24 protein-coding genes are annotated in these 26070 nt (G+C 50.3%); 19 read left to right on the top strand and 5 right to left on the bottom strand.

Annotated elements, in window-relative coordinates; translation table 11 throughout:
• Window positions 1-5: 5 nt before the first annotated feature.
• Window positions 6-500, top strand: coding sequence for a GNAT family N-acetyltransferase (locus QT231_RS20375; protein WP_308338637.1), 495 nt, complete (start codon window positions 6-8; stop codon window positions 498-500).
• A 345-nt stretch (window positions 501-845) separates the two neighbouring features.
• Window positions 846-2501, top strand: a complete 1656-nt coding sequence (locus QT231_RS20370; RefSeq protein ID WP_308338636.1) for a diguanylate cyclase domain-containing protein — start codon at window positions 846-848, stop codon at window positions 2499-2501.
• Here the strand turns inward: QT231_RS20370 and QT231_RS20365 are convergent.
• Both QT231_RS20365 and QT231_RS20360 read right to left on the bottom strand, forming a co-directional pair.
• The gene (locus QT231_RS20365) at window positions 2498-3067 is read right to left on the bottom strand and encodes a DUF1415 domain-containing protein (RefSeq protein WP_308338635.1); all 570 of its coding nucleotides are present in this window, start codon (window positions 3065-3067) and stop codon (window positions 2498-2500) included. The genes QT231_RS20370 and QT231_RS20365 overlap by 4 nt on opposite strands.
• A gap of 75 nt (window positions 3068-3142) precedes the next feature.
• Entirely contained in the window at window positions 3143-3820 is a 678-nt protein-coding gene (locus QT231_RS20360) for an FCD domain-containing protein (protein WP_308338634.1), read from the bottom strand.
• Window positions 3821-3999: 179 nt separating this feature from the next.
• On the opposite strand from QT231_RS20360, the gene QT231_RS20355 reads away from it, so the two are divergent.
• From QT231_RS20355 to QT231_RS20315, 9 genes are all read left to right on the top strand, one after another.
• Entirely contained in the window at window positions 4000-4569 is a 570-nt protein-coding gene (locus tag QT231_RS20355; RefSeq protein WP_308338633.1) for a chromate transporter, read from the top strand.
• Window positions 4566-5096, top strand: a complete 531-nt coding sequence (locus QT231_RS20350; RefSeq protein ID WP_308338632.1) for a chromate transporter — start codon at window positions 4566-4568, stop codon at window positions 5094-5096. The genes QT231_RS20355 and QT231_RS20350 overlap by 4 nt, the downstream gene beginning before the upstream one ends.
• Window positions 5097-5219: 123 nt before the next feature.
• Window positions 5220-6200: a tripartite tricarboxylate transporter substrate binding protein gene (locus tag QT231_RS20345; RefSeq protein ID WP_308338631.1), complete on the top strand. Its 981-nt coding sequence runs from the start codon at window positions 5220-5222 to the stop codon at window positions 6198-6200.
• A gap of 57 nt (window positions 6201-6257) precedes the next feature.
• Entirely contained in the window at window positions 6258-6728 is a 471-nt protein-coding gene (locus QT231_RS20340) for a tripartite tricarboxylate transporter TctB family protein (RefSeq protein ID WP_308338630.1), read from the top strand.
• Window positions 6729-6741: 13 nt separating this feature from the next.
• Window positions 6742-8256 (top strand): tripartite tricarboxylate transporter permease, encoded by a 1515-nt coding sequence (locus tag QT231_RS20335; protein ID WP_308338629.1) that lies wholly within the window; start codon window positions 6742-6744, stop codon window positions 8254-8256.
• A gap of 45 nt (window positions 8257-8301) precedes the next feature.
• On the top strand, window positions 8302-9909 hold the full coding sequence (locus QT231_RS20330; RefSeq protein WP_308338628.1) for a gamma-glutamyltransferase family protein: 1608 nt from the start codon (window positions 8302-8304) through the stop codon (window positions 9907-9909).
• Between the two features lie 154 nt (window positions 9910-10063).
• Window positions 10064-11932 (top strand): ABC transporter ATP-binding protein, encoded by a 1869-nt coding sequence (locus QT231_RS20325; protein WP_308338627.1) that lies wholly within the window; start codon window positions 10064-10066, stop codon window positions 11930-11932.
• Between the two features lie 193 nt (window positions 11933-12125).
• Window positions 12126-13796: a methyl-accepting chemotaxis protein gene (locus tag QT231_RS20320; RefSeq protein ID WP_308338626.1), complete on the top strand. Its 1671-nt coding sequence runs from the start codon at window positions 12126-12128 to the stop codon at window positions 13794-13796.
• Window positions 13797-13928: 132 nt separating this feature from the next.
• Window positions 13929-15125 (top strand): EAL domain-containing response regulator, encoded by a 1197-nt coding sequence (locus QT231_RS20315; protein ID WP_308338625.1) that lies wholly within the window; start codon window positions 13929-13931, stop codon window positions 15123-15125.
• Here QT231_RS20315 and QT231_RS20310 read toward each other — a convergent pair.
• A complete protein-coding gene (locus tag QT231_RS20310) occupies window positions 15089-17329 on the bottom strand; it encodes an ATP-binding protein (protein ID WP_308338624.1) in 2241 nt (746 codons plus the stop codon). The two genes, QT231_RS20315 and QT231_RS20310, sit on opposite strands and share 37 nt — an antisense overlap.
• A gap of 18 nt (window positions 17330-17347) precedes the next feature.
• Window positions 17348-17863, bottom strand: a complete 516-nt coding sequence (locus QT231_RS20305) for a molybdopterin-dependent oxidoreductase (RefSeq protein ID WP_308338623.1) — start codon at window positions 17861-17863, stop codon at window positions 17348-17350.
• A 169-nt stretch (window positions 17864-18032) separates the two neighbouring features.
• Here QT231_RS20305 and QT231_RS20300 point away from each other — a divergent pair, with 169 nt between their 5' ends.
• The 4 genes from QT231_RS20300 (at window position 18033) to kduD (ending at window position 21093) form a co-directional block, all read left to right on the top strand.
• The gene (locus QT231_RS20300; protein WP_308338622.1) at window positions 18033-18746 is read left to right on the top strand and encodes a response regulator transcription factor; all 714 of its coding nucleotides are present in this window, start codon (window positions 18033-18035) and stop codon (window positions 18744-18746) included.
• A 308-nt stretch (window positions 18747-19054) separates the two neighbouring features.
• Window positions 19055-19303 carry a hypothetical protein gene (locus QT231_RS20295; RefSeq protein WP_308338621.1) on the top strand — a complete coding sequence of 83 codons (249 nt, stop codon included), beginning with the start codon at window positions 19055-19057 and terminating at the stop codon, window positions 19301-19303.
• 175 nt (window positions 19304-19478) lie between these two features.
• Window positions 19479-20315, top strand: coding sequence for a 5-dehydro-4-deoxy-D-glucuronate isomerase (kduI, locus tag QT231_RS20290; RefSeq protein ID WP_308338620.1), 837 nt, complete (start codon window positions 19479-19481; stop codon window positions 20313-20315).
• 16 nt (window positions 20316-20331) lie between these two features.
• Window positions 20332-21093 carry a 2-dehydro-3-deoxy-D-gluconate 5-dehydrogenase KduD gene (gene kduD / locus QT231_RS20285; RefSeq protein WP_308338619.1) on the top strand — a complete coding sequence of 254 codons (762 nt, stop codon included), beginning with the start codon at window positions 20332-20334 and terminating at the stop codon, window positions 21091-21093.
• A 91-nt stretch (window positions 21094-21184) separates the two neighbouring features.
• On the opposite strand, the gene kdgR is transcribed toward kduD, so the two are convergent.
• On the bottom strand, window positions 21185-21994 hold the full coding sequence (gene kdgR, locus QT231_RS20280; protein WP_308338618.1) for a DNA-binding transcriptional regulator KdgR: 810 nt from the start codon (window positions 21992-21994) through the stop codon (window positions 21185-21187).
• 266 nt (window positions 21995-22260) lie between these two features.
• On the opposite strand from kdgR, the gene QT231_RS20275 reads away from it, so the two are divergent.
• From QT231_RS20275 to QT231_RS20260, 4 genes are all read left to right on the top strand, one after another.
• Window positions 22261-23001: an oligogalacturonate-specific porin KdgM family protein gene (locus QT231_RS20275; RefSeq protein ID WP_308338617.1), complete on the top strand. Its 741-nt coding sequence runs from the start codon at window positions 22261-22263 to the stop codon at window positions 22999-23001.
• A gap of 107 nt (window positions 23002-23108) precedes the next feature.
• Window positions 23109-23600: a TRAP transporter small permease gene (locus QT231_RS20270; RefSeq protein ID WP_308338616.1), complete on the top strand. Its 492-nt coding sequence runs from the start codon at window positions 23109-23111 to the stop codon at window positions 23598-23600.
• Window positions 23597-24895 (top strand): TRAP transporter large permease, encoded by a 1299-nt coding sequence (locus QT231_RS20265; RefSeq protein WP_308338615.1) that lies wholly within the window; start codon window positions 23597-23599, stop codon window positions 24893-24895. Before QT231_RS20270 ends, QT231_RS20265 begins: the two co-directional genes overlap by 4 nt.
• A gap of 30 nt (window positions 24896-24925) precedes the next feature.
• Window positions 24926-26065: a glycoside hydrolase family 88 protein gene (locus QT231_RS20260; RefSeq protein ID WP_308338614.1), complete on the top strand. Its 1140-nt coding sequence runs from the start codon at window positions 24926-24928 to the stop codon at window positions 26063-26065.
• Window positions 26066-26070 lie beyond the last annotated feature (5 nt).

The raw sequence follows: 26070 nt of genomic DNA, 5'->3' as shown, positions 1-26070 counted from the left end.
TACTTATGACCACACTCACCTTCTCTCCGATGACGGATGATGACTTTGTTGTTTTCTGGCCAACGTTCCAAGCCATTGTCGCAGCGCAGGAGACCTATGCGTTTGATCCTGATATCAGCTTTGAAGCTGCCCGTCAGCTATGGTGTAAAATACCGGCTGCCAGTGTGGTCGCCAAAGATGAAAAGGATCAAGTACTGGGTGCCTACTACTTAAAAGCCAACGCGGCTGGCCCCGGTGACCATGTATGCAACTGTGGCTATATGGTGACCCCCGCCGCTCGGGGCAAAGGGGTCGCGCGTGCCATGTGCGAACACTCCCAACAACAGGCACGGGAACTGGGGTTTCTAGCCATGCAGTACAACGCCGTGGTAGCTACCAATGACGTCGCTGTCGCCTTATGGCAAAAACTTGGGTTTAGTATTGTGGGTACCGTTCCTAACGCTTACCGGCATGCTCGCCTTGGTTTTGTCGATACCTATGTGATGCATAAAACGCTTTAATAGTTATGTTTAGAGCCTGAATTCAAAACCACCCCCTTCAAGCTAAAGCGCGTCACTAACAGTGGCACGGCAAACCCCGCCGTCACTAGCTCACAGCGGACTTTTGCAACTAATCGCTCTTATCAATCTAAACAATTGCCCAGCGCCACACCCGATTGGGAAGAATTTTAGAGAAGCGATTTAGACCGCACTTCGGGGCCAGCTCGGCTGGCCCTTTTTTCTAGAACCGCCGTTGACGTTAATAAAAATTAACAACTAGTAAAATGCAAAGTTTGACAGAATAAGGTACGTTTTCCCGCATAATGACAATGAAATTAAGTAACCCCTTCTCTGTGATGGCAAATTATGTCTGCTGATGCTTGGTTGTTTGCTCGCTTTTCGCTGCGCTCGCGGTTTATTGTTCTGATTGCCTCGCTGGTGTTTGCCACAACGCTGCTACTAGGCTGGGTGGCATCGCGGGAATCGGCGCAGCAAATGGAAGATAATATTGGTAATGCGGCCGCAGAAGCAGCCTATCAAATGATAGATAAGCTGGATCGCAACATGGACGCACGCGTTAAAGAGGTCAAACTGCTGCTCGGCATGCATGCCCTCTCCGTTGACACAAGTCCTAATGCGCTTAGGGAGCAGTTAGAGCGCTTGCAAGACAATCACAACGTGGTGTCATGGATCGGCTTTACCGACCCGGAAGGTACTGTTCAAGCGGCTACCGGGGGGATTTTAGAGGACGTTTCAATCGCGCAAAGGCCCGTATTTATTGAAGGGCGTGAGGCGCTCTGGGTGGGTGATGTTCATGAGGCAGTGCTACTCGCACAGCTACTGCCTAACCCCAGCGGTGAAGAGCTTAAATTTGTCGATATTGCCACCCCGGTGTATGACCGCAATGAGAAACTCCAAGGCGTTCTTGCGGTACATCTAAGCTGGGAGTGGGCCGAATATATTCAGCAATCCATGTTCGCTCCTACTCAGCAGCGGCAAGATGCTGAGATGCTACTGTTTTCAGCTAACGGTACCGTACTGCTGGGGCCAGAGGAGCTGTTGGGAAAATCATTAGATAGCCTTGAACACCTACCTAGCCCTACCAATACATCGCCGCAATGGGCGATTGAAACCTGGCCCAATGGCGAACAGTTTGTCACTGGCTATGCGCGCAGCAGCGGCTTTGAAGACTTCCCTGGCCTAGGCTGGGTTGCCGTTAGCCGTAAACCAGTAGCTACCGCCTTTGCGCCTGTCGAAGAGCTACAAGCAGCGATTATGGGCATAGGCATTCTACTGGCGCTGCTATTTGCAATGATTGGTTGGGTGATTGCATCCCGAATGGTGTCTCCTCTCACCCGCTTAGCTAGTGCCGCCGATCAAATACAGGGTGGCGAGCAAGCCGACTGCATTCCTCTAGAAAACGGTTCTCCAGAAATGAAGCGTCTTTCGACCTCCATGCGCAACATGGTCGGTCGATTACTGGATCAGCGCCAAAAGATCAACCGTCTGGAAGACTTGGCCAATACCGACCCGCTGACGAGCCTGCCTAATCGTGCGTTTCTTAATCAATACCTACAGCTGGCCATTCCCGAAGCGGAAAGAAACCAGCAAAGCATGGTGGTGATGTACATCGACCTGGATGGTTTTAAACAGGTCAACGATGAGCTTGGCCACCATGCAGGGGATCTGCTGCTTATTGAAATTTCTCAGCGCCTGAAAAACGCTTTGCGCAGTGGCGATGTGGTGGCGCGCATGGGTGGCGATGAGTTCGTGATGGTGCTCAAAACCAAGCAGGAGTACCTGGAAATGCTTACTCACGAGGTTAGTAGGCGTTTACTTACGGCTATCGCCCAGCCGATTTTGTTACCCGAAAACAAGCGCGCCCACGTGGGCTGTAGTTTAGGCGCCGCCTGGTGGCCACGCCATGGCCTGCATATTGATACGGTGCTACAACTTGCCGATAACGCCCTGTATGCGGCCAAAAGCAAAGGCAAGCATCAGCTAGTGATTCACAAGCCTTAGTCGTTCACGTTAAAACAGTGCTGCAGTTGCTGCTCAGCGGCTTCACTGCCCATTGCCGTTAACTTGGCGATATTGCGCTCGGGGATAGCGTCAGTATCACCGTAAAACTCAATCGCTTTTTCGACACTCTCTTCGCGTAGCAGGTGCACCATGGCGTAGGGGGAGCGGTTGGTATAGTTAGCGGCATCATCGGGCTCAGCCCCGTCGAAGCAGTAGTCAGGATGAAAAGTGGCGAGCTGATAGATCCCTTCGTATCCCTGGTCGATAAGAATGCTTTCGGCGAGCTCAACAAAATCCAGGTAGTGATCAAAGCTTTTGAATAGCGTTGGGAATACCAGCAGCGTGGTTTCTGTTTCCGGATGCTCATCCAGCCACTGCACCTCAACCATCAACTCCTCAAGCGCCACTTCAATTTTCTTGGAGCGCACTACCTCCACGCGAATGGTTTCACGCGCCAGCTCCCGCTGAGCGAACGGGCAAATATCATGCGCCACAATGAAGGTACGCACCCAGTTCAGCGTTTGCGCGGCTACTTGGTAATCTGCGTGTTGGTTATCTGCGTGCATAGCACCCTCTTCACTTATCTGGTCGGCGATGACCGACACACTGAGCACGGCAGTTTACCAACTGTTCATGACCAACTACACGTGCTCTTGATAGCGCTTCAGGGCAACTTCATAAGATTTATGGATATGGTCGTCCATTAATTCACGCGCCGCTTTAGCATCACGCTGCAGCGCCAGCTCCACCAGTTGGTGATGCTGCTCGTCAAGCTCTTGGCGAATCGTCGGCATCTTCGGCCCCAGACGCCGGTAGCGATCAAACTGGTCATGCAACTGCTCAATAAACCGTAATAACCAGACTGACCCACAGGGCGCGACCAACGTTCGGTGAAACTGGGTATGCAGATGCTCCCACTCCTCGCCTTTATCCAGGGTAATATCGGCCCGCTTCAAGCGGTGCGCGGCAGCCAGCAAATCAGCTTCCCAAAGCGAGTCACCGTTAGTAATCGCCCGTTCGAGCGCCATCCCCTCCATTTCCAAGCGCATCTGCGCAATATCATCCAGCTCATCCCGGGACAGCTTCGGAACCCGAAAGCCGCGCTGATTCTCCTGCACCAGCAACCCATAAGCCGCCAATTTATTGAGCGCTTCTCTTAGCGGGCTCAAACCGACTTGGTAGCGATCTTTAAGCGCATTGATCGCGAGCTTTTCGCCGGCGACAAAACGCCCGCCCACCAAATCTTTACGTAAATGATCAAACACACGGCTTGATGCAGTACCTGCTGGCCCTGCTGGTGTCGGTAAAGAATTACTCATGGCGATGTCCTTTATTTATCTCAGCTCTCGCTGTCCATTCTATTTTTCGTTGTTGACGTTGGATCAGGCACTACCTATATTCTATTTTATACAAGATAATCGATTTTTTAATCTACAAACGATAAATAAGGCTTGAGTATGCTTTTACTCCCCTCGCTGGCTTTGCGGACTATGCGCCCATGAAACCACCTGCTGTCTCCTGGCAACTATTCTGGGCCTTTTTCCGCGTTGGCATCTTCGGTTTCGGTGGCGGCCCTGCCATGATTCCTTTAGTACGGGCCGAGGTCGTCACCCGTCACCACTGGCTAACCGATGAAGAGTTTGCCGACGTGCTGGCGATTGGCAATACCCTACCGGGGCCCATTGCCACCAAAATGCCCGGCTACATTGGCTACCGAGTGGGCGGTGTAACAGGCTGTATCGCTGCCGTCATCGCCATCATTGTGCCAATGATTGTAGCGATGATTGTCATGTTAGGCATTTTCAGCCGCTACCGCGATGTGGCATGGATTCGCGGTATGGGCCAGGCGGTGGTGCCTGTGGTCATGGTCATGATGGCACAGCTCACCTGGGATTTTTTCGATAAGTCACAGGCCGCCCTTGGCTGGCTGGTCAGTATTGCCATGGCCATTATTGCCGCCGGGCTAATCTACTGGCTTGGCATTCACCCAGGCTGGGTAATCGGCGCCATTCTCGTTGCCGCCCTACTGCGCCCTGCCGGCAAGAAAAAAGCGGAGGGGGCGGCATGATTTACTGGGATCTCTTCTTAGCGTTTTTTATTCCCAACATTATCGGTTACGGCGGTGGCCCAGCCATTATTCCATTGATTGAGGCGGAAGTGGTGGGCCGTTACGGCTGGATGACCGCACAAACTTTCGCGGAAACATTAGCCCTTGGCAATGCATTGCCTAGCCCTATCGCAACCAAAATGGCCGGCTACGTGGGCTATGAAGTGGCAGGCGTTGGCGGCGCTTTCATCGCCGTAGCTGCCACGGTGATTCCCACGCTGCTGCTAATGCTGGGTGCATTGGGGCTACTCTACCGCCATCGCGACTCTCCCAGGGTTAAGCGCATGAGCCAGTGGGTTCGCCCGGTCATCGCCATGATGATGGCGTGGCTAACCCTGGGGTTTCTGCTCGAAAGTTTGGACAGCAGCGGCACTATTCACACCCTGATCATTGGAATAGTCGCCGCTATTGCATTGATTCGCTTCAAAACGCACCCCGCCTTTGTGGTCATGGGCGCCTTGGTTTATGGAGGTTTCTTCCTCGGCTAACGCTCATTGCAGGTGCATTCATAAAACAACAAGAACCCGATAACGGGATCACGCGCTCACCACGCCGCTGCAGTAAGGGCGGCATCCCACAACACCAACCTCAAATCATAAAGGTGTATAAGAATGACGCGTTCAACACTAACTCTAAGCACTACCCTCGCCGCCATCGGACTTGCGTCTAGTTTGGCAATTGCCACCACCGCACAAGCTGACTACCCCGAGCAGGATATTCGCTTAATCATCCCTTACGGGCCTGGGGGAGCAACAGATATCCTGTTCCGGCTGATTTCTCAGGAAGCTGAGAAAACGCTAGGCGAATCCATTGTGCCCGTCAATATGGCAGGCGCTGGGGCAACGCTGGGTTCACGCAACGTGAAAGATGCTGATCCCGATGGCTACACGTTGCTTGGCAGCCACGACACCATTGCGCTTTCCAAACTAGCAGGCACTGTCGACTACTCGTACGATGCCTTCGAGCCCATCGCGCTACTCACCCAAACCATTAATATTCCAACTGCGCATGCTAATCACCCTGTACAGAGCGCTGATGAAATCGCTGACTTTGTTCGCGAAAACCCTGGCCAAGTGCGTTTTAGCATGATCCCTAGCTCCACTGATCACTTCTTCTGGGCACAATTCTTTCAGGAGACGGGTATTGATATGGCCGACGTGCGCTTAGTCGGTTACCCAGATACTGGCGAACAGGTATCGGCACTGATGGCGGAAGAAGTTGATTTCGCAATGTTCAATCTACCCTCTGGTGGTGCGTTTTTTGAAGATGGCACCTTCCGCGCGCTCGGCATCGCTCATCCGGAGCGCCTTGATAGCATGCCCGATGTAGCCACCCTGCGTGAGCAAGGCATCGAGATGGATCACTCAACCAGCCGCGGCATTTTCGCGCCTAAAGGCACGCCTCAAGAAGTGATCGATACCATTGCTGATGCTTATGGCCAAGCCCTGGAAAATGAAGAAGTCCAGAGCCGTATTGAGAATGAATTTGGCTCTGTTGTTCGCTTTCTGGCCGGTGATGATTACCAAACGTTTCTGGATGAAAACGAAGCTGCACTATCCGCTGCTGCCGAGAACATCGACTTCCAGAACTGAGGGCACACACTCTAGCCCTTGTTAATGCGGGGGCTAGAGCTGCCGGAGGCATCGCTAATGCTTACGCTAACTAAAGACCGCGCCTTGGCGCTGGCGCTGCTCTTGATTGTGGCTGTCATGTGGATGGAGTCGGGTGATATTCGTCCGCCGACCAGCTGGCAACCTTATGGGTCAGCGCTTTTCCCCCGCATTTTGTTAGTCGTGCTTGGGTTGTTATCACTGCTGATTTTGGTGCGTTCCTTATTGGTCAAAGTGCCTGAACGGCCTGGCGCAAAACAGCTCATTAAGGAGTGGTTTCAACGCCGACGCACCATCCTCGCTCTGTTTTTACTGTTCGGGCTTTATGCCGCCTTACTTCCAGTGGTGGGGTATATCGCAGCCACTATTGGCTTCTTAGTCGCCTCTCTTGCACTACTGATGGGCTTCAATACGCGACGTAAATGGATGATTAATCTCACTCTTAGCGGCACCTTAGCTATCGTGATATTTGTCGTTTTCCGCTATGGCCTGAATGTTTGGCTGCCTTAACCTGGAGCAAATAATGACCAACTTTTTCCTCCAAGCGCTCGCTGAGGTCGGCTCGCCATCGGTCTTGGGGTTGATCGTCATTGGCGTACTGTTTGGGATTGTTGGCGGGAGCATTCCTGGTTTTACCGTCACCATGGCTATCTTGGTGGTCTTCCCGTTCACGTTTGCCATGGATCCGGTAAGCGGCGTCTCGCTGATGGTCGGTGTGTTTGTGGGTGGCTACTCTGGCGGTATTGTGTCTGGCGTCATGCTGGGGATACCTGGCACGCCCTCATCAATTACCACCGTTTATGATGGCTACCCCATGGCACAAAAAGGCGAGCCTGGCCGCGCCTTGGGCATCGGCGTTGCATCGTCTTTTCTAGGCACGCTGATCAGCGTCGCAGTACTGGTTTTTTTCGGCCCGTTGATTGCCAGTTTCAGCATGAATTTCCGCCCCTGGGAGATCACCGCATTAATCGTTTTCGCCCTGACGCTGGTGGCAGGACTTTCAAGTGGTGCTCTGCTCAAAGGTCTGATGGCCGCGGCGTTAGGCCTCTTGATCACCACTGTTGGCTATGACCGCAACAGCAACTTGCGCTTTGATTTTGGCCTACCCGCTCTGGGCTCAGGGTTTGAAATCCTGCCCGTTATGATCGGTATCTTTGCCTTTTCACAGTTGCTTGGAAATATCGAAAAACTGAAGGATGAGAAAAGCGACCCAAAAAAGATCGACACCAATGTCACTATTCCCTACGGCCAAATACTCAAAGATATGGCGGGGCAAAAACTCAACACCCTTCGGTCTTCTCTGATTGGCAGCCTAGTGGGAGCGCTCCCTGGCACCGGCGGCACCGTTGCCAACTTCTTGAGTTACGACCAAGCAAAAAAATTCTCCCGTCATCCGGAAGAGTTTGGTACCGGCACGCCGAGTGGCATTGTGGCTTCTGAAGCCTCCAACAGTGCGGTGGCGGGCGGTGCTTTTGTGCCCACGCTCGCATTGGGGATACCGGGCGATTTGCCCATGGCGATCATGATGGGCGTACTGATTCTGCACGGCATTACGCCGGGGCCGATGATGTTTGAGCAGAACCCCGTATTGGTTGGTGCCATTTATGCCAGCCTGCTAATTGGTGCGGTGGTCATGGTGCTTTGCAACCTGCTGCTAGTGCGCTGGTTCGCCAAAATATCGTTGATTCCCCAGCAAATTCTCGTTCCAGTCGTACTAATGCTATGCGCCATTGGCGCTTATGCCCTGAATAACAACCTGTTCGATATTTGGGTGTTATTTATCTTCGGCATTATCGGCTACCTGCTGTGGAAAGCGGAAGTTCCCCTAACGCCACTGATACTCGGTGTGGTACTTGGCGACAATCTTGAGCGTCAACTATTCCGCGCCCTAGAGCTTAACGAAAGCTGGTTGACGTTTTTAACTCGGCCGCTCTCTGCGCTTTTCCTGGCATTAGCCGTCGCTTCAATTTTGTTTTCGCTCTATCAGGATCGCAAGATTCAGCGGTTAAAAAATGCCGCTCAACGAGAAAACATTTAAGACACCACTACGCTATTTGACAACTCCGTTCAAAGGAACTCTGGCATGCAACAAGATGCACTCTATTATCCCAGCGCCTCGCGCCGTATGGCCACATTCGGTAAACGTGGCATGGTCGCCACCTCACAGCCATTAGCAGCGCAGGTGGGTATTAGCATACTGCAGCAAGGGGGTAATGCTATTGATGCCGCCATTGCCACGGCAGCCGCCTTGACGGTGGTTGAACCGACTTCTAATGGGATCGGCAGCGATGCCTTTGCCATTGTATGGGTCGACGGCAAGCTACATGGCCTCAATGCCAGTGGCCCTGCTCCACGAGCGGCAACCATTGAAGCGTTGAAAGCACTCGGCCATGACGCAGTGCCCAATCACGGCATGCTGCCTGTCACAGTCCCTGGAGCCCCGGCTGCCTGGGTGGCGCTGTCTGAGCGCTTCGGCAAGCTGCCATTTGCTGAACTGCTAGCGCCTGCCATTGCGTTGGCCGATGAAGGTTTCCCCGTCTCTCCCGTTATTCATCAAATGTGGAAGGAGGCTTTCAATACGTACTCTGCTTATAGTGATGCCTCTTTCAAACCTTGGTTTGATACGTTTGCACCTGAAAGTCGAGCACCAGAGCCCGGTGAACTGTGGCGCTCTGAAGGCCATGCAAACAGCCTAAAAGCGATTGCTGACACCCATGCTAAAGCGTTCTATGAAGGCGAGCTGGCCGAAGCCATTGACGCTTTTTCCCGTGAGCATGGCGGTTTGTTACGCAAAGAAGACCTAACCGCTTATCAGCCAGAGTGGGTCGACCCGATTAGCGTGCGCTACAAAGGCCACGATATTTGGGAGATCCCACCCAATGGCAGCGGCATGATTGCGCTACAAGCGCTGGGTATGCTGGAGCGCCTGGGCGAAACGGGGTGCGATCAAGTCGAAATCCTTCACCGTCGTATTGAAGCTACCAAACTGGCCTATGTCGATGGCTTTGCTCATATTACCGATCTTGACGCCATGCGCCCCAGCATTGCGCAGATGCTTGACGATGAGTACTTAAAATCACGCGCTTCACTGATCGGCGAACAGGCCGTTGACCCCGTACACGGCAACCCAATTAAGGGCGGCACCGTTTATCTAGCCACAGCAGACGACGACGGTAATATGGTGTCGCTGATTCAAAGCAACTTTAAAGGTTTTGGCTCTGGCATGGTGGTACCAGGCACCGGCATCAGCCTGCAAAACCGTGGCTGGTCGTTCTCTTTGGATCCGCAGCACCCTAATGCGCTGGCGCCTGGCAAACGCACCTATCACACTATTATCCCGGGTTTTATCACCAAAGATAACCAAGCCGTTGGGCCCTTTGGGGTAATGGGTGGCTATATGCAGCCTCAGGGTCATGTGCAGGTAGTCACGGCCATGCTGGAGGATCAGCTCAACCCTCAGGCAGCGCTTGATATGCCGCGCTGGAAGTGGACTCAAGGCAAAACAATCGAAGTCGAAGCCGACTTCCCCAATCACTTAGCACTGGCGCTGGCCCGCCGAGGCCACGACATCGTTAAAGTCGCCGATTCAATCAGCTTTGGCCGTGGCCAAATCATTCTGCGCAATCCTGATACCGGCGTGCTCCAAGGCGGCACCGAGCCACGCACCGATGGGGCTGTGCTGCCCTGGTAATACCTCACTACTAAACTGCCTCTCCGCCGCGTTGCCGTTGAAGGCAACCGGCGGTTGTTAGCTAGCTATTTCGACTAGCTATTTCGACTAGCTATCTCCCCTCAATCACCGCATTATGGCTGCTCTTTTTTATTAGGGTTCTGCCTTTTTCACTATGTCTTCACCGCCCTCTTCTCGCACATCTTCCGCCTCTCCACTAAGCGGCTTTTTTGGCGTATTTCGTTATAGCCGCCGCGCACTCGGATTAGTGTGGGAAACCTCTCGTTGGATGATGCTTGGGTTAGCGCTGTGCACTCTGGTCGCTGGGGTTCTGCCTGCCGTGGCCGCCTGGGTGGGCCAGTTGATCGTGGATGGCGTAGTGAGCGCGATGGAGTCCCATCAAGCAGCCACTGATCCCAACCTGCTAGTGTCCATTGCACCGGTGCTAAAGCTGGTGGGTATTGAAGCCGTGATTATTGCGTTTATTGCCCTAGCCCAGCGCGGCCTTTCGGCCCAGCAATCGCTGTTGCGGGCACTGCTGGGTCAGAAGGTCAATGTGATGATCCTGGAGAAAGCTGGCCAACTGTCACTTAGCCAGTTTGAGGATTCAGAGCTTTACGACCAACTCACGCGCGCTCGGCGTGAGGCGTCTACGCGCCCGCTTGCCCTGGTGAATAAAACCTTTGGACTGCTGCAAAATGCTATCTCGCTGGGCAGCTTCGGGGTGTTGCTGGTGCAGTTCTCCCCTTGGGCGCTGTTGATCTTGGTGGCCGGCGCCCTGCCAGTATTTATCTCTGAAGCCAAATTCTCCGGCGATGCCTTTCGGCTGTTCCGCTGGCGCTCACCGCAAACCCGTATGCAGATCTATTTAGAAACGGTGCTGGCACGGGAAGACAGCATTAAAGAGGTAAAGCTATTTGGCCTTGAGGGGCTATTTCTCAAGCGCTACCGGGATATCTTTACCCAACTATTTGCCGAAGACCGTCGCTTAACGTTACGCCGGGAAAGCTGGGGGTTTCTGCTCGGATTGCTGGGCACCCTCACCTTTTACGCCGCTTACGCTTGGGTAGTGATTGAAACCATTGCTGGTGCACTTACTCTGGGCCAGATGACCATGTACCTAATGGTGTTTAAGCAGGGCCAGGCCGCACTCTCCGCCAGCCTGACTGCTATTAGTGGCATGTATGAGGATAATCTCTACCTCTCCAATCTTTATGAGTATCTGGAGCAGCCGGTGGAAGGAGAGAGCGGTACGCTCACCCAGGGCGCTTTGCCCGGCGATGGGTTGCGCTTTGAACACGTTAGCTTTTCCTATCCTGGCGGCGACTCTGTTTTCCAAGATCCGGTTCTTCACGATATCTCGCTGCACCTATGCCCTGGTCAAAGCTTGGCTTTAGTCGGCGAAAATGGCTCAGGCAAGACGACCCTTATTAAGCTGCTAACACGCCTCTACCACCCGACCCAGGGGCAGATTCTGCTTGATGGTAGCGACCTGCGGGAGTGGAGCACCCAAGCCCTGCGCGAGCGTACCGGCGTTATTTTTCAGGACTTCGTGCGTTATCAACTCCAGGTGGGCGAAAACCTGGGTGTTGGCGATACCCACGCCTTTAACGACGAGCAGCGCTGGCAACGCGCCGCCCGCCACGGTATGGCCGATGAGTTTATTACCCGCATGGCTAACGGCTACCAAACACAGCTTGGCCGTTGGTTTAAAAATGGCCAAGAGCTTTCCGGTGGCCAGTGGCAAAAAATAGCTCTTTCAAGGGCTTATATGCGCGAGAACGCCGACATATTAGTGCTAGACGAGCCCACCGCTGCCATGGATGCCGCCGCAGAAGCCGAAATTTTTGCCCGCTTTCGCGAGCACAGTCACGATAAGATGGCGATTTTAATTTCCCACCGCTTCTCAACAGTGCGTAGCGCCGATCTGATTCTGGTGATCGATCAAGGGCATATTATTGAACGCGGCACCCACGAGGAATTGCTCGCAGCGGAAGGTCGCTATGCCAAGCTATTTCACCTACAGGCGGCAGGTTACAAATAGCCACCTAAACACCAATCATTATTATTACAACTACTATTAATTGGTTGCATAGCACTTAAAAATAGCCACTTAAAAATAGCCACTTAAAATTCGGAACGTAAACAAAAGTGACAAACGTCACAAAGCTATCGACCATGCTAATACTTTAAAGGTAGTGTGCTCCTATGGTCTTTTCACCACAGGAGCAGCACATATGAACCGCCTCCATCAGATAAAAGTTAAGTATGCTATCGCCTTTATTAGTGTTGCCTTATCACTATTAGTAACTGTGGTAGCCGATGCGCTGCTCGTTAACATGGTGAAAAGTCGTCTAGACACTTTTATTAACAATTATATTCCTGCCACCTCTACCGTACTCAACGCGGATAGAGACCTTTACCAAGCACGGGTAGCTGAGATCGAGTACCTGTTATCCGATCCCAACTCAGAGCGCGCATCAGTGCTAATCACTGACTTCGAGGAAAATGCTCAGCAAGCTTACGACCGTATGGGTCAGTATGCCGAACTGATGCAAAATTACCCTGAGCTAACCACTCAGTTAGCTAATTTCGAAACGCTCTATAATGATTGGAAACAAGAGGCCTCACGAGTTTTTCAACTACACCAGAACGGTAACACCAACCAAGCTTTAAACCTGTTATCGGGCTCTTCGCTAGATCGATTTAATACTCTTAGGGATGTCTACGACCTCTCGGGCGTGAATGTTGAAACCGCTACTTATCAAGCAGAAGAAGCCGTTGTCGACAGAATTCAAGTACAACAAACATCTACTATTATTATCGCATTAATCATCTTTATTGCCGCATCACTTATTGCTCTACTAGGGCCATTAATGATGTCCCGAGCTATTCGGCAAATTAGTGGACGTATTAAAGAGATCACCGAAGGTGATGGCGATTTAACCGCCCGTATTAACAGCCAACGCCGCGATGAAATTGGTGAATTAGCACAACAGTTCGATGCCTTTATCAAACGCATTGACGATACGCTTCAATCAGTTAGCAGCAGCACCGTTAGCCTTCAGCATGCGTCAAGTGAAATAGCCAAAGGCAGTCAGGAGCTTGCGGCCCGCACAGAGCAGGCCGCGGCCAATCTGCAGCAAACCTCTGCTTCGATGGAACAAATCGCGGCAGTGGTAAACAACGCCTCTGACTCTGCCCAGCAGGCCGACCAACTGGCGCTTTCAACCCGCGATCTCGCTCAGCAGGGATTACACTCCATGCATAGCGTTGAGCAGACCATGGATACCATTAACGACTCGTCATCTGAAATCAGTAATATCGTCAGTCTGATTGACAGCATCGCTTTTCAAACTAATATCCTGGCGCTGAATGCATCGGTAGAGGCCGCTCGCGCAGGTGAGCATGGTCGAGGCTTTGCGGTGGTCGCCCAAGAGGTACGGATCTTGGCCAGCCGCTCCAGTGATGCGTCGAAAAATATTGCCACGCTGATCAACACCTCATTAAGCCGCACAAAGTCCGGCGTTGACCAAGTCAAGCAAACCGGCGTAACCATGCAGGAAATGGTAAAAAGCATCGAGCGCGTAGCCAATGTAATCGCCGAAATTAGCGCCGGTGCTAAAGAGCAGAGTGTGGGCATAGGGCAAGTCAACGACGCGGTCAATGAGCTGGATAGCATGACACAACACAATGCCTCTATGGTGGAAGAGTCCAGCGCTGCAGCGGCTGAGCTAAGAGAGCAAGCCGACCGGCTGGGCGTGCTAGTGGGTGCATTCAAGCTCAGTAATGCCAGCCAACAGCCGGCACTTAGCAAAGCAGCACCTACCGCCAAGGCAAATAAATCCCCGCCCGCTGCACCACGCCGTTTGGCGAGTACCCAGCCACCCGAGTGGGAGTCTTTCTAAGTATTCTCGATTTGTTTCTTCCTTGGGCTCTTATAAAGCCCAAGGAGTTTAGCCACTTGCTTACAAGGCATTTGCTTTTCCAACTACCGCGCCACGTAATAGCTAATAGTAAGGATCATCAAAGGAATCTCTATGCTGTCGAATGCGTTAATTATTGATGATGATCTTGAGGTTCAACTGCTGGGCAAGGAACTGCTAAGCCAACACGGCTATGAAGTGCAAACAGCGGGTAGCCTGGGAGAGCTGGTTCGCCAGCCTGCATTACTCAATGCCGAGCTAATCCTACTTGATTTTGGATTGGGTGAATTTACCGGCCTAGATATACTCGACTACCTTTACGATTTACGCATAAAGGCATCAATTCTGCTCATCAGCAGCTGTGCGCAAGATACCGCAGGACGGGCTATTGCAGCAGGCAAGGCGCTTGGTTTTCACATGCTCGGCTTTCTACCCAAAGCAAAGCTATTCACCGATCTAGCATCATTTCTTGAGCCATTCAAAAAAGCGCCCAAAGCGCCTACAAGCAATGAGTTGGCGAAAGCCATTCATGAAAAACAGCTGTTTCTCGTCTATCAACCCCAAATAGACCTTCAAAAAAACCAAGTCATCAGTGCCGAAGCACTGGTACGCTGGCAAGATCCCCAACGCGGGGTGCTTTACCCCGATAGTTTTATCCGCTTGGCAGAGCAGAGCGGGCTGATGCTTCCCCTCACCTGGTACGTTATTGAGCTTGCCATGAAGCAGCAAGCCCAATGGCTGTCGCAAGGGTGGGATCTAAATATCTCGATTAATATACCGGCGGCCTTTATTCAAGCAGAAGGCGTCCTGGAGACATTTGATCAACTCACCCAAGTGCATAATGCTGTTCTTAGCAAGATCACCTTGGAACTCACCGAAACGGTGGGGGTGGAGTGTTTGGGCTACGCTTGCTATGTACTCAAAGCGTTACGACAAAGAGGCTGTAAACTGTCGTTAGATGATTTTGGTACCGGTCACTCTTCGCTGAAGCAGCTCTATCGGTTGCCTTTCAGCGAGCTCAAAATTGATCGTAGCTTTGTCTCGCAGATTGACCGGGATCAAGAAGCACTGGTGATCACCGAGTCGATTATCGACTTAGGCAGACGCCTGGGATTGACTGTCGTCGCCGAGGGTATCGAAACATCGGCGCAGTTCACCCTGCTTGCTGAAGCTGGGTGTACGGTTGGACAAGGCTACTGTATTGCTCACCCGTTAACCGCTGGCGCTTTCAACACATGGCTACGCGAGTACTCACCCTCTGCTCTAATAGCGCATCAAATGAGCATGTTTTCTTGCTCTAAAGCCTGCTGAGTAGTGACTTGGAGAGAAACTAAACGCTCCAGATAAATAGCCAATTCGTTTAATGGGGCTTCTAGCGCTGCCTGCTCCAATTGGCTGGCTTGTTCAGCAATCGCCGCACAACCTAGCGAAGAGGCGGCTCCCTTCAGTGAGTGCGCCTCTTGGCACAAGGCAGAGCGATCTTCTGACTGCCAGTAGGCGTTAAGACGGGCACTGCGCTCACTAAGCCGCATTAAAAATGTAGACAGCAGTGCCCCCAACGCTCTTGGCTCAAAAGTGCTTTTCAGCTCTTCACAAAGGCGCTTATCGAGTACTTGAACAGCGCCGACGGTGTCACCCAGTGATTGGTGGCTTTTAGGCGAATAACCGTCAACGTTATCAACCGCTAAGATTTCATCGTTAGAAAGATAGCGGCAGACCACCAGGTTCAGCTCATCCCGAGTAAAGGGTTTATGGATCATATCGTCCATACCACTTTGCATACAGCGTTCGCGGTGCTCTGGCATAACATTGGCGGTCATCGCCACAATCGGCAGCCGGGGTAGCTGATGCACGGCTTCGTAATCCCGCCAGCGTTGGGTGGTTTCGGTTCCATCCAGCTTAGGCATCTGCATATCCATCAAGACCAAATCGAACCGACCATGATCCACTTTAAGCTGTTCGAGTGCTTCCAGACCGTTCTCAGCAATGGTCACCCGCTGGCCAAGGCGTTCAAGCATGACGCGAGCAACCGTTTGGTTTAGCGGGTTATCCTCAACCACTAAAATTTGGTGCTCGGCGGTGAGTGCAAGCGGGTTCTCACCGGTTTGGTGGATAGCCAGAGGTTCAGTTCTAGGCATTCTAACGGTAAACCAAAATCGACTACCCAGCCCCTGCTGGCTGTTAACCCCTATCTCTCCCTGCATGGCTTCGACCAACCGTTTACAGATCACCAGCCCAAGTCCCGTACCTTCGTGACGCCGCGCCATGGAGGTATCCACCTGCGAGAAAGCCGAAAAGAGCTGAGCATGATCCACATCCGCTATTCCACAGCCCGTATCGTGCACCTCAACGAGAATATTATCGTCTCCCAGTGGCTTTACCTGGCATTTAACGAAACCCTCTTCTGTAAACTTCAATCCATTATTGATTAAGTTCATCATTACTTGACGCAAACGAGCGACGTCGCCTATCACATAGCGAGGCAAAGTGGGATCGATAGCGTAACTGAAGGTGACCTTTGCCTTCGGCTCGCGCAGCGTGTAGTTTTCACATAGCTGGTCGATGCACTGATAAAGATCGAACGGTTGAACATCCAGGTCAAGACGCCCAGATTCGATTTTGGTGTAATCAAGAATATCGTTAATTACCGCACGTAAACTCTCCGCACTGCGCTTCAGAGCCGCTAAATAAGTCTGCGCGCTTGGTGTTTTTACCTCTTCGCTTAATAAATCCGCCATACCCACTACGCCATTTAACGGGGTACGAATTTCATGGCTCATGACCGCCATAAACTCTGATTTTGCGAGGCTCGCTTTCTCTGCTCGCTTGGCAGCCTCATTTAACTCTTGCCCCTTGGCTTCTAACGCTTGAGCTTTGTGATGACTGGAGCGTCCTTCTAAAATCAGCGCGCGAACTAACATCCCACCAGAAAACATAAGCAAGATAATAAGCAGCAGCACCAATCCGTAGAGATGCGTTAATACGCGGCGTTCTTCGCTGCGCATATGTGAAACATGGGCATTGGTTTCGACCAGAATGGTACCAGTGAGCTGCTGTAGCTCAACCGTATCCTGCAGGAGGGTAGCTATTAGCGCGCTATTTAACCCGTCAGGGTTATCCCATAGCGTTTCGAGTAGGGTTTCCATCTCTAAAATGCGGGATTGAGTTTCTTTAACTACCTCCTCAATATCCTCAAGTTGCGCCACAATCCTGCCTATTTCACCTTGAAAAAAAAGTGACTGCCGACTGAAGAGAATTTCATAACGCAGCAATACATCGTCAACCATCACGTTATCGGATCTTTTTGATTCCATTAACGTTAAGCGAAACTCGCGCACCTCACGATCAAACTGATACCCGGCCCATAATAAGTTTTCGAGCAGGCGATTTTCCAGCGCATGCTGACGGTGGTAAATAACCCCGCCGGTGGTTAGCGCGGAAAGAAAAAAAAGGATCGCCGAAAATGTAGCGGCCCTCGTGCTGCGGGAAAAATAGAACTTAAAAAAGGCCAGCATAGCAATTACCCGGTTACATTATTCGACAACGATACGCGCCACCTGCCACACCGATCGCGAGAAGATTTCTTCATTCAGCAGCTCGGGGTGTGTATCAAAGGGGTAAATAACAAACAGCGGCCCTTGATCTCGAACACGTAGTGCTTTGCCATTCGCCTGCATGGCAAAAATTACATCGTAATTCTCAAAATCACTAACGGGTATGGTGGCCGCGTACTCATTCAACGCTACCACACGTATACTTTCCCCCTCGGCGCCAGCAGCTTCCAAGATCGCTCGCCCCAATGGGCCAGAAAAGCGCGTCATGCCATCGTACCAGGGCGTACGGGTAATCGTTTCATGCTGCCCCAAGGCTTCTAACATCGCTTTATCAAAATGGGCTTCGTTACCCACATTTGGCAGCCCAATCTTGCCACTTACCACTAATATCACTGGGCCTTCAGGTACTTCCAGAGCGCAAGCCAGGGGCGACAGCAAGGCAAACCCCACTACGGCGATTAAAACCCTGCATTTAGAAACCAGAGAACCTCGCATTAAGCTGCACCTCGGTATTAGCGATTAAGAGTGCAAGAAGTATATATCGGCCGTCTGCGGACAAACTGTGAACCTTTGTGTCAACGCACCATCATCAACTAAACTTAACGTATGAGTTTGTTGCTACTAGGCGTGTGACGCTTATAAGACGATAATACGGGAAATCACCATGCATATTGGCGTACTTGAAGATGATCTCGACCAGCAGGCTTTTATTGAGCAGTGTCTACTAACGGCAGGCCACCAGGTTTCTTTATTTACCCGCGCCAACGAGCTGCGTCGCGCGACCCAGCAACGGTCATTTGATTTTCTGATTATCGACTGGTGGTTGCCAGACAGTGACGGCATGGATGTCGTTGCCCATCTGCGCCAACATGACAGTTGGCGGGGGCCAATCCTGTTTATTACCGCTAGCCAGGGTGAAGACGACGTCGTTAAAGCACTGGAACAGGGCGCCGACGATTTCCTCGCTAAACCCCTTCGACCCAGTGAGCTTATTGCCAGAGTAAGCGCACTAGGTAGACGGTCAGGGTATGCCACACTGCGCCCGGCACCGGCTTGCCCCGAGACCTTTACTCTGCATACCGAGGAGCACTACATCAGCGTCGCGGGCAACGCCGTTGATTTAACCGAGCGCGAGTATCGCTTAGCCGCGCTCTTCTTCTCAAAAATTGGTGAGCTGATTACCCGCGCGCATTTACTAGAGCTGGTGTGGGGTATCAAGGGGGACGTTTCGACGCGCACCGTGGACACCCACGTAAGCCGCCTACGTCGTAAGCTTGAACTGGATGGTCGTCATGGCCTACGTCTGCGCAGTGTTTACCAATCGGGATATCGGATGGAGACCTGCCCAACCAACAACTTAGAACAAGTGGCTAATTAGGGTTGACGCTCTCATAAACATCGGTTAAAAGATAAGAGCTGCCTTTAAAAGATAGCTTTTTTATTAACGAAATGTTCTTAAAGTAAAACTTTTTAGAGATCTCATCATGCGCTGGCAAATCCCCGCGACACGAATGAATAAGCTGCATCGCATTATTAATAATGCGGTATCAACTTATTATTGTCGCGCGCCAGACATGTAGAGAAAAACTGGCCGCGGCAGGTGTCGCGGCCATGTTGTTTTATCGTTACGTTTGATACTCCCTGATCGCGATGTTGCCCGGCCTCCTAACCCAGGAGACCGACCCCATGGCAATTGCAACCATTACTCGCAAGCTACTCAACGCGTTAAAGCACTCGCGCGCCCAACGGCGTTTTTACGAAGACCCACGTTTTCATGACGCGCACCTGCTGAAAGATATCGGCCTACGCTGGGAGCAGGGCCAGCTGGTATCCATTCATGGTGTAGAGGAGCCAAGCCAGCGCAACCAGCGCCATCAGGCTGAAACCCGCGACGCCTACGAGAAATGTCCACATTGCGGGAGTAGTTTGGCGTAGCCAACGCCCCGGTCACAGGAAATGACCGGGGCGCTTTCAGTTTTAAGCCGCCATACCAGCGAACTACTCCACGCTTGCAAAGAATCAGCCGCGCTCTAGTCATTGAAAAAAAATAGAGGTCTTGTTATTTTGAACCGTCATTTCTATTTTTAGAGAACAACGATTCGGAGCATCTATGGAATTTCGGCAAGCTATCCACAGTGAACATGCGAAGCAACTAGACACCCAAGGGCTTCGCGACCAATTCTTAATTGAAGAGTTATTCGTCCAAAATCAATTGACACTGGTATACAGCCACCTTGATCGACTTATCGTGGGTGGTGTAATACCCGTCGATCAGCCCGTCCCTATATCTACGACCATGTGTAAGCATACCGGCACCGATTATTTCCTAGAACGCAGAGAACTTGGTGCTATCAATATAGGTGGGCCAGGCAAGATTACCGTGGATGGTACTACGTATTCGGTGAACACCCATGAAGCACTTTACATTGGCAAGGAAAGCCGGGAGGTGGCGTTTGAGAGCAACGACACTTCCAACCCTGCCGCTTTTTATATCTGCTGCACCCCGGCTCATCAGGCTTACCCCACACGTAAAGTCACTCTGGACGAAGCTTCCCCCCAAACGCTAGGTAATGCCGCAAATAGCAACAAACGCACTATCTACAAGTACCTGGTGCCTGATGTATTGCCAACCTGTCAGCTACTCATGGGTATGACACGTCTTGAAGAAGGCAGTCTCTGGAATACCATGCCTTGCCACACACATGAGCGCCGTATGGAAGCTTACCTCTATTTCGATATGGCTGACGATAGCGTGGTCTTTCATATGATGGGCGAGCCACAAGAAACGCGTCACTTGGTCGTCCGCAACCGACAAGTAGCGCTTTCGCCCAGTTGGTCCGTTCATACCGGCGTTGGGACAGGTAGCTACACCTTCATCTGGGCAATGGCGGGTGAAAATCAGACGTTCTCCGACATGGATCACATTGCGATGGATGATTTGCGCTAATGCATGGGGTGAAATCATGAGCAATACACTATTCGGCCTAAGTGGCAAAACAGCGATTATTACTGGCTGTAATACAGGGCTTGGTCAAGGCATGGCTTTAGGTCTTGCAGAAGCAGGCTGTAACATTGTTGGAGTAAATCGACGTTCGCCAGTAGAAACCCAACAACGTGTCGAAGCGATGGGAGTAAAATTTCTGGCGATTGAAGCCGACTTGGGCAGTACCACTCCTATCGCTGAGATCATGCACCAAACAGAGCAGCACTTTGGAACAGCCGACATCTTAATTAATAACGCTGGCATTATTCGTCGCGCAGATGCGTTGGAATTTACTGAGAAAGACTGGGACGACGTTCTCGACGTGAACCTCAAGGGCCTCTTCTTTCTTTCCCAGGCATTCGCGCAAGCCTGCATTCAACGAAAAAGCCGGGGAAAAATTATCAATATTGCTTCGATGCTATCTTTTCAGGGCGGCATACGGGTGCCATCGTATACCGCCTCTAAAAGCGGTGTGCTGGGCCTCACTCGGCTAATGGCGAATGAGTGGGCCCATCTAGGCATAAATGTTAATGCTATCGCCCCTGGTTATATGGCTACAAACAATACAGAAGCGTTAAGAAATGACCCAGAGCGCAGTAAGGAAATTTTAAACCGTATTCCAGCTGGTCAGTGGGGCTCGCCCGAGGATCTTGCTGGTGCTGCGGTGTTTCTGGCCTCAAACGCATCCAATTATGTACACGGCCATACACTCGCTGTTGATGGCGGCTGGCTTGCCCGCTAGCCATAACGTTTCTTCAAGCAAAAGGCGCCAACTATTAAGTCGGCGCCTAATTATTTTGATGTTATGTGCTCTGCTTCCCGCATTACTAAATTTAAGAAGTTTCTACTGGGCCAGAAAATGTGTACTCATGAAAACCCAACCCAGAAGAAACACGCTGCCCAGCCTTAAACAGTAGCTGGACATACTCGTCGCGCTTTTGCTCATCGTAACGAACAACAGGGAAAGACAAGCTTAGCGCCGCCACCGCCTTGCCAAACCTATCGAATACAGGCACGGAAAGGCAGCGTACCCCTAATTCTGCCTCTTCACGATCTTCAGCAACACCTGTTCTACGAATTTCAGGCAATTCATTCATAACAGCTTCAGCGCTAGTCAACGTATGTGGAGTACGTGCTATGAATTTTGTGGTTTCCAGAACCTGGCGTGCTTTACTCTCATCCATCCAGGCCAATAAGGTTTTACCCATGGCCGTTGAGTAAACAGGGCTACGTCTGCCAATACGTGAATTCATGCACAGGTTGAAATGGGAGTCATATTTATGCAGATACACAATATGCTGACCATCCTCATCCAGGGCGCCTAAATGAATAGCCTCATGGGTGCTTTCAGACAGTGCCCGCATTTCGGTATTAGCCAGTTGAATCATATCAACATTTTCGAGAGCAGCCCCCCCCAGTTCAAAGAGCTTAAGAGTAAGCGCATATTTTTCCGACTCTTCTTCCTGTACCACATACCCTAGTTCCTTCATGGTTTGCAGAAAACGGTACGCCGTGCTTTTAGAAGTAAAAGAGCGCTGCGAGAGCTCAGAAAGGCCTATGCTCGGTTGCTCAGCAAGTCCTTCAAGGATAGCGAAAACCTTCATGACGGCTGCCACATTGTCAGGCTTTTGCGAAGCGGCCATATATCTCATACCTCGTTTCATAAAAATTGGACTATTGGTCTGAATCTACCCCAAAAAACATCCAATTACCATCTTCATGCGTGAGCAAGCCGATCATAACCAGACGAAAACACGACCAAAGTATAAAAGAAACGCCGTTTCAATTTTAAAGATACGCTGATACATTTAATGCGAACCTGCGGGCCATTAAATGGAATTGCCATTAATCATGTTTGGTTACGCCACGGGGTCGGACACGATCTAATAACACTAACAACGGAGAAAATATGACTATATTCCGCCAAGGGAAATGGGTAGCGGGCATTGCGGTAGCTTGTACTGCACTGACACTTTCCAATACCGCATGGTCGGCAGAAAACATCCTGACTATGAAATTAGAGCAAACGACCAATGATCATGCTTTAACACTTCCCAAAATAGCTATCACACGGATATTTGAGGACTCCTCATCATTAATGTTCGAAAAGTCTTGGTTCTGGCAAGATGGCGTTCATGAAACCGGCTGGCCGAAACACGATGAAGCATTCGTGAATTACTCTTTCCCCTCGTTTCAGCTCGACCAGCAAAATCAATGGTCGTTAACGCCTCAAATTGGGGCAAAATTCAGATCTAACGTAACCCGCGCTCTTGCAGGCTTAAGATTAGGCTACAAGGGAGACGGCTGGGGCTTAGCAGGACGCTACCGTTACGAACATGACACCAGCCATGAGACTGCGATAGAGGGCCGTGCGGGACGCATTGATCTATATGCTACCTATAACGTTAATGACGACTGGATGCTCCTCTACAACCCCCATTACCACTTCAAACATGAAAGTAGCTCCCCAAACTTCGGCACCGGCGATCGCGATTACATAGAACATGAATTGCTTGTTTTCAACCATTTGAACGCTAATAACACTGTCTTTGGTGGTTATGTTCATAGAGACCGCAATAGCTCAGATGCAGGTATGGATCCTGGCCAACGTAACAGCTCCTGGCTAATTGGCTATCAGTATAAATTTTAGCGTATAAACAGGTAGGAGGTTTAACTCCTCCTACCGACTATTATCTCCAGACTAGCTAAATTGATAGCTAAATAGGAAAAACGCTTAGAGCTAAGAGAGAAATTACAATGCTAATGATACATGCTGCCATGGACAAAATATTAAAGATTATATGTTGCCTGCTTTTTATATCTATGGTCGGGGTTGCTAGCTGGCAAGTTATAGCACGTTATGTACTCAACAGCCCCAGTACTGTATCGGAGGCCCTGCTCAGATTTTCATTGGTGTGGCTATCCATGTTAGCAATTGCTTATGTAACAGGGCAACGAGAGCATGTTAGCTTAACGTTACTCACAGACAAGCTGTCTGGAAAATGGAAAATAGGTTGTAATTTTTTGATGGAGCTTTTATTTATTGGGTTTTCTGCTGTGGTACTTATTTATGGAGGCATGCAAGCTACCTCAAACAGCATGAGTCAAATTTATCCAATGCTCAACATACCCAAAGGCCTTCTTTACTTATCACTTCCCGTCTCTGGGGCACTTATCATCATCTATTGTCTTAACAACTGTCTTCTTATTTATAAAAATATCTTTTTTGTCCGGAGTCAGGCGCTATGATGTTAGATGCTGGCATTATATTAGTAGCAACATTTCTTTGCCTGCTAATCATAGGCGTACCGATCGGCATTTGTATTGCTGTCTCTTCAATGGCAACCATACTAATTGCCTTACCACCTGACATTGCAATTTTTACGACTGCTCAGAAAATGGTATCAAGCTTAGATAGCTTTACACTTTTGGCAGTACCTTTTTTTATTCTTTCCGGGGTTTTGATGAACCATGGAGGAATCGCCTTAAGATTGGTTAATTTTGCCAAATTATTCAGTGGCCGGATTCCGGGCTCACTGGCACATACTAATATCATGGGTAATATGATGTTTGGTGCTATTTCAGGTTCAGCGATTGCTGCCTCTACCTCGATTGGAGGAGTGATGGTGCCCATGAGTGAGAAAGAGGGCTATAGTCGCCCCTTTTCCGCAGCTGCCAATATTGCTTCCGCACCAACAGGTATGCTGATACCCCCAACCACTGCTTTTATCCTTTACGCGCTAGCAAGCGGGGGTACATCTATTTCTGCTCTCTTTGCAGGCGGCCTGGTAGCAGGCTGCTTGTGGGGGATAGGATGTATGCTAGTTGCCTATATAACAGCTAAGTCCCGTGGCTATACCACCAAGATAGATTTAAGGAACTCATCAGTTTTAAAGATAATAACGGATGCTCTTCCAAGCCTGTTTTTGATTGTAATAATTATTGGCGGGATCGTACTTGGCGTTTTCACAGCCGTAGAAGCATCCGCTATTTCAGTAATATACACGATGCTGCTTACTATCTGCTTTTATAGAACCATCAATTTTTCGGCATTTCAAATGGCGCTTATAAAAGCACTGGAAACGACGGGCGTTATTATGTTTTTGCTGGCGGCCTCTGCCGCCATGTCATTCGCCATGTCGATTACCGGGCTACCCTCTGCCTTAAGCAGCATTATTCTTGGACTATCTGATAACCATGCCATTGTATTGCTAGTCATCACTTTGATGCTGTTAGCTATCGGCTGCTTCATGGATATCGGCCCAGCCATCTTAATTTTCACTCCCATACTACTACCCATCACTAATCAGATAGGTCTAGATCCGGTTCATTTTGGCATTGTAATGGTATTCAACCTTTGCATTGGAACAATTACTCCCCCTGTGGGAACTGGTTTATTTGTAGGCGCAGGCATCGCAAGAGAGAAGGTTGAAAACTTAATCATTCCGCTTTTACCCTTTTATCTTGTCATTATGGCAACGCTACTTTTAATCACCTACATTCCTCAAATTACGTTGTTCCTACCCAGACTTATGGGCCTTTAATCTCAAAATATTATTTATGGAGCATATTCAATGCAAGTATTTAGTGTAAAGCACAGTTCTCTTTTAAGGCAGGACGAGCGGTTTATGGAAAAAAATGAGGTGACTAACCTCATCAATAAAACCATTCACAACCTGGTTAACATACAGGATGAAACAGGTGAATTCCTGCTGCATCTTGATGATGGCCGCACCATTGATACCAAAGGTTGGGCTGGTTGGGAATGGACACATGGCATTGGTCTGTACGGTATTTATAAATACTACGAGCAAACTGGTGATAACAATGCCCTGGCCATTATTGACGAATGGTTCAAAGAGCGGTTCAACGAGCGGTTGGCAACAAAAAATGTAAACACGGTGTGCCCTTTTCTGACCCTTGCCTACCGCTATGAAGAAACAGGGCGTAAGGAGTGGCTCCCCTACCTGCAGGCCTGGGCAGAGTGGGTGATGTATGAAATGCCACGTACAGAGAAAGGGGGCTTGCAGCATATTGTTTACAACAACGAGAACCATCAGCAAATGTGGGATGACACATTAATGATGAGTGTTCTCCCGTTAGCTAAGATTGGTCTCCTGCTTAATAAACCTGAGTATGTCGAGGAAGCCAAATATCAGTTCTTAATTCACATCCAGTATTTAATGGATAGAAAAACTGGCGCCTGGTTTCACGGCTGGACATTTAACGGCAATCATAATTATGCCAATGCCCTTTGGGCTCGAGGCAACAGCTGGATAACTATTGTTATCCCTGAATTTTTAGAACTGTTAGATTTGTCAGAAAATGATTCTTTCCGCCGTTATCTTATTCAAGTTCTTGAATCTCAAGTGAATGCGCTGGTTAAGTGGCAATCAGACACTGGCCTTTGGCATACCCTGCTGGACGACCCTGACTCTTATCTTGAAGCGTCAGCCACAGCAGGATTTGCTTATGGGCTTCTAAAGGCAGTACGGCTGCGCTACATCGATGCAGCGCATTTCCAGGTGGCTGAAAAAGCCGTCAAGGGCGTCATCGAGAATATCAATTCAGAAGGAGAACTAGAACAGGTTTCCTTCGGAACAGCGATGGGGGAAAACCTCGATTACTACAGAAATATTCCCTTAACTTCAATGCCTTATGGTCAGGCCATGGCTATTTTGAGCTTATCTGAATATATGCGGACATATCTGTAACTGCC

The sequence above is a fragment of the Halomonas sp. SpR1 genome (assembly GCF_031010175.1).
Taxonomy (GTDB): domain Bacteria; phylum Pseudomonadota; class Gammaproteobacteria; order Pseudomonadales; family Halomonadaceae; genus Vreelandella.
The sequence above is the reverse complement of the archived record's forward strand: the minus strand, read 5'-3'. Positions and strand labels throughout refer to the sequence as shown.

Coding starts and splice junctions, on each gene's coding strand:
- kduD (WP_308338619.1), top strand. CDS start 20,332: ATGAGCAATACACTATTCGGCCTAAGTGGCAAAACAGCGATTATTACT.
- QT231_RS20365 (WP_308338635.1), bottom strand. CDS start 3,067: ATGCACGCAGATAACCAACACGCAGATTACCAAGTAGCCGCGCAAACG.
- QT231_RS20305 (WP_308338623.1), bottom strand. CDS start 17,863: ATGCGAGGTTCTCTGGTTTCTAAATGCAGGGTTTTAATCGCCGTAGTG.
- QT231_RS20260 (WP_308338614.1), top strand. CDS start 24,926: ATGCAAGTATTTAGTGTAAAGCACAGTTCTCTTTTAAGGCAGGACGAG.
- kduI (WP_308338620.1), top strand. CDS start 19,479: ATGGAATTTCGGCAAGCTATCCACAGTGAACATGCGAAGCAACTAGAC.
- kdgR (WP_308338618.1), bottom strand. CDS start 21,994: ATGGCCGCTTCGCAAAAGCCTGACAATGTGGCAGCCGTCATGAAGGTT.
- QT231_RS20325 (WP_308338627.1), top strand. CDS start 10,064: ATGTCTTCACCGCCCTCTTCTCGCACATCTTCCGCCTCTCCACTAAGC.
- QT231_RS20320 (WP_308338626.1), top strand. CDS start 12,126: ATGAACCGCCTCCATCAGATAAAAGTTAAGTATGCTATCGCCTTTATT.
- QT231_RS20315 (WP_308338625.1), top strand. CDS start 13,929: ATGCTGTCGAATGCGTTAATTATTGATGATGATCTTGAGGTTCAACTG.
- QT231_RS20275 (WP_308338617.1), top strand. CDS start 22,261: ATGACTATATTCCGCCAAGGGAAATGGGTAGCGGGCATTGCGGTAGCT.
- QT231_RS20375 (WP_308338637.1), top strand. CDS start 6: ATGACCACACTCACCTTCTCTCCGATGACGGATGATGACTTTGTTGTT.
- QT231_RS20340 (WP_308338630.1), top strand. CDS start 6,258: ATGCTTACGCTAACTAAAGACCGCGCCTTGGCGCTGGCGCTGCTCTTG.
- QT231_RS20360 (WP_308338634.1), bottom strand. CDS start 3,820: ATGAGTAATTCTTTACCGACACCAGCAGGGCCAGCAGGTACTGCATCA.
- QT231_RS20330 (WP_308338628.1), top strand. CDS start 8,302: ATGCAACAAGATGCACTCTATTATCCCAGCGCCTCGCGCCGTATGGCC.
- QT231_RS20355 (WP_308338633.1), top strand. CDS start 4,000: ATGAAACCACCTGCTGTCTCCTGGCAACTATTCTGGGCCTTTTTCCGC.
- QT231_RS20370 (WP_308338636.1), top strand. CDS start 846: ATGTCTGCTGATGCTTGGTTGTTTGCTCGCTTTTCGCTGCGCTCGCGG.
- QT231_RS20270 (WP_308338616.1), top strand. CDS start 23,109: ATGCTAATGATACATGCTGCCATGGACAAAATATTAAAGATTATATGT.
- QT231_RS20335 (WP_308338629.1), top strand. CDS start 6,742: ATGACCAACTTTTTCCTCCAAGCGCTCGCTGAGGTCGGCTCGCCATCG.
- QT231_RS20350 (WP_308338632.1), top strand. CDS start 4,566: ATGATTTACTGGGATCTCTTCTTAGCGTTTTTTATTCCCAACATTATC.
- QT231_RS20345 (WP_308338631.1), top strand. CDS start 5,220: ATGACGCGTTCAACACTAACTCTAAGCACTACCCTCGCCGCCATCGGA.
- QT231_RS20295 (WP_308338621.1), top strand. CDS start 19,055: ATGGCAATTGCAACCATTACTCGCAAGCTACTCAACGCGTTAAAGCAC.
- QT231_RS20265 (WP_308338615.1), top strand. CDS start 23,597: ATGATGTTAGATGCTGGCATTATATTAGTAGCAACATTTCTTTGCCTG.
- QT231_RS20300 (WP_308338622.1), top strand. CDS start 18,033: ATGCATATTGGCGTACTTGAAGATGATCTCGACCAGCAGGCTTTTATT.
- QT231_RS20310 (WP_308338624.1), bottom strand. CDS start 17,329: ATGCTGGCCTTTTTTAAGTTCTATTTTTCCCGCAGCACGAGGGCCGCT.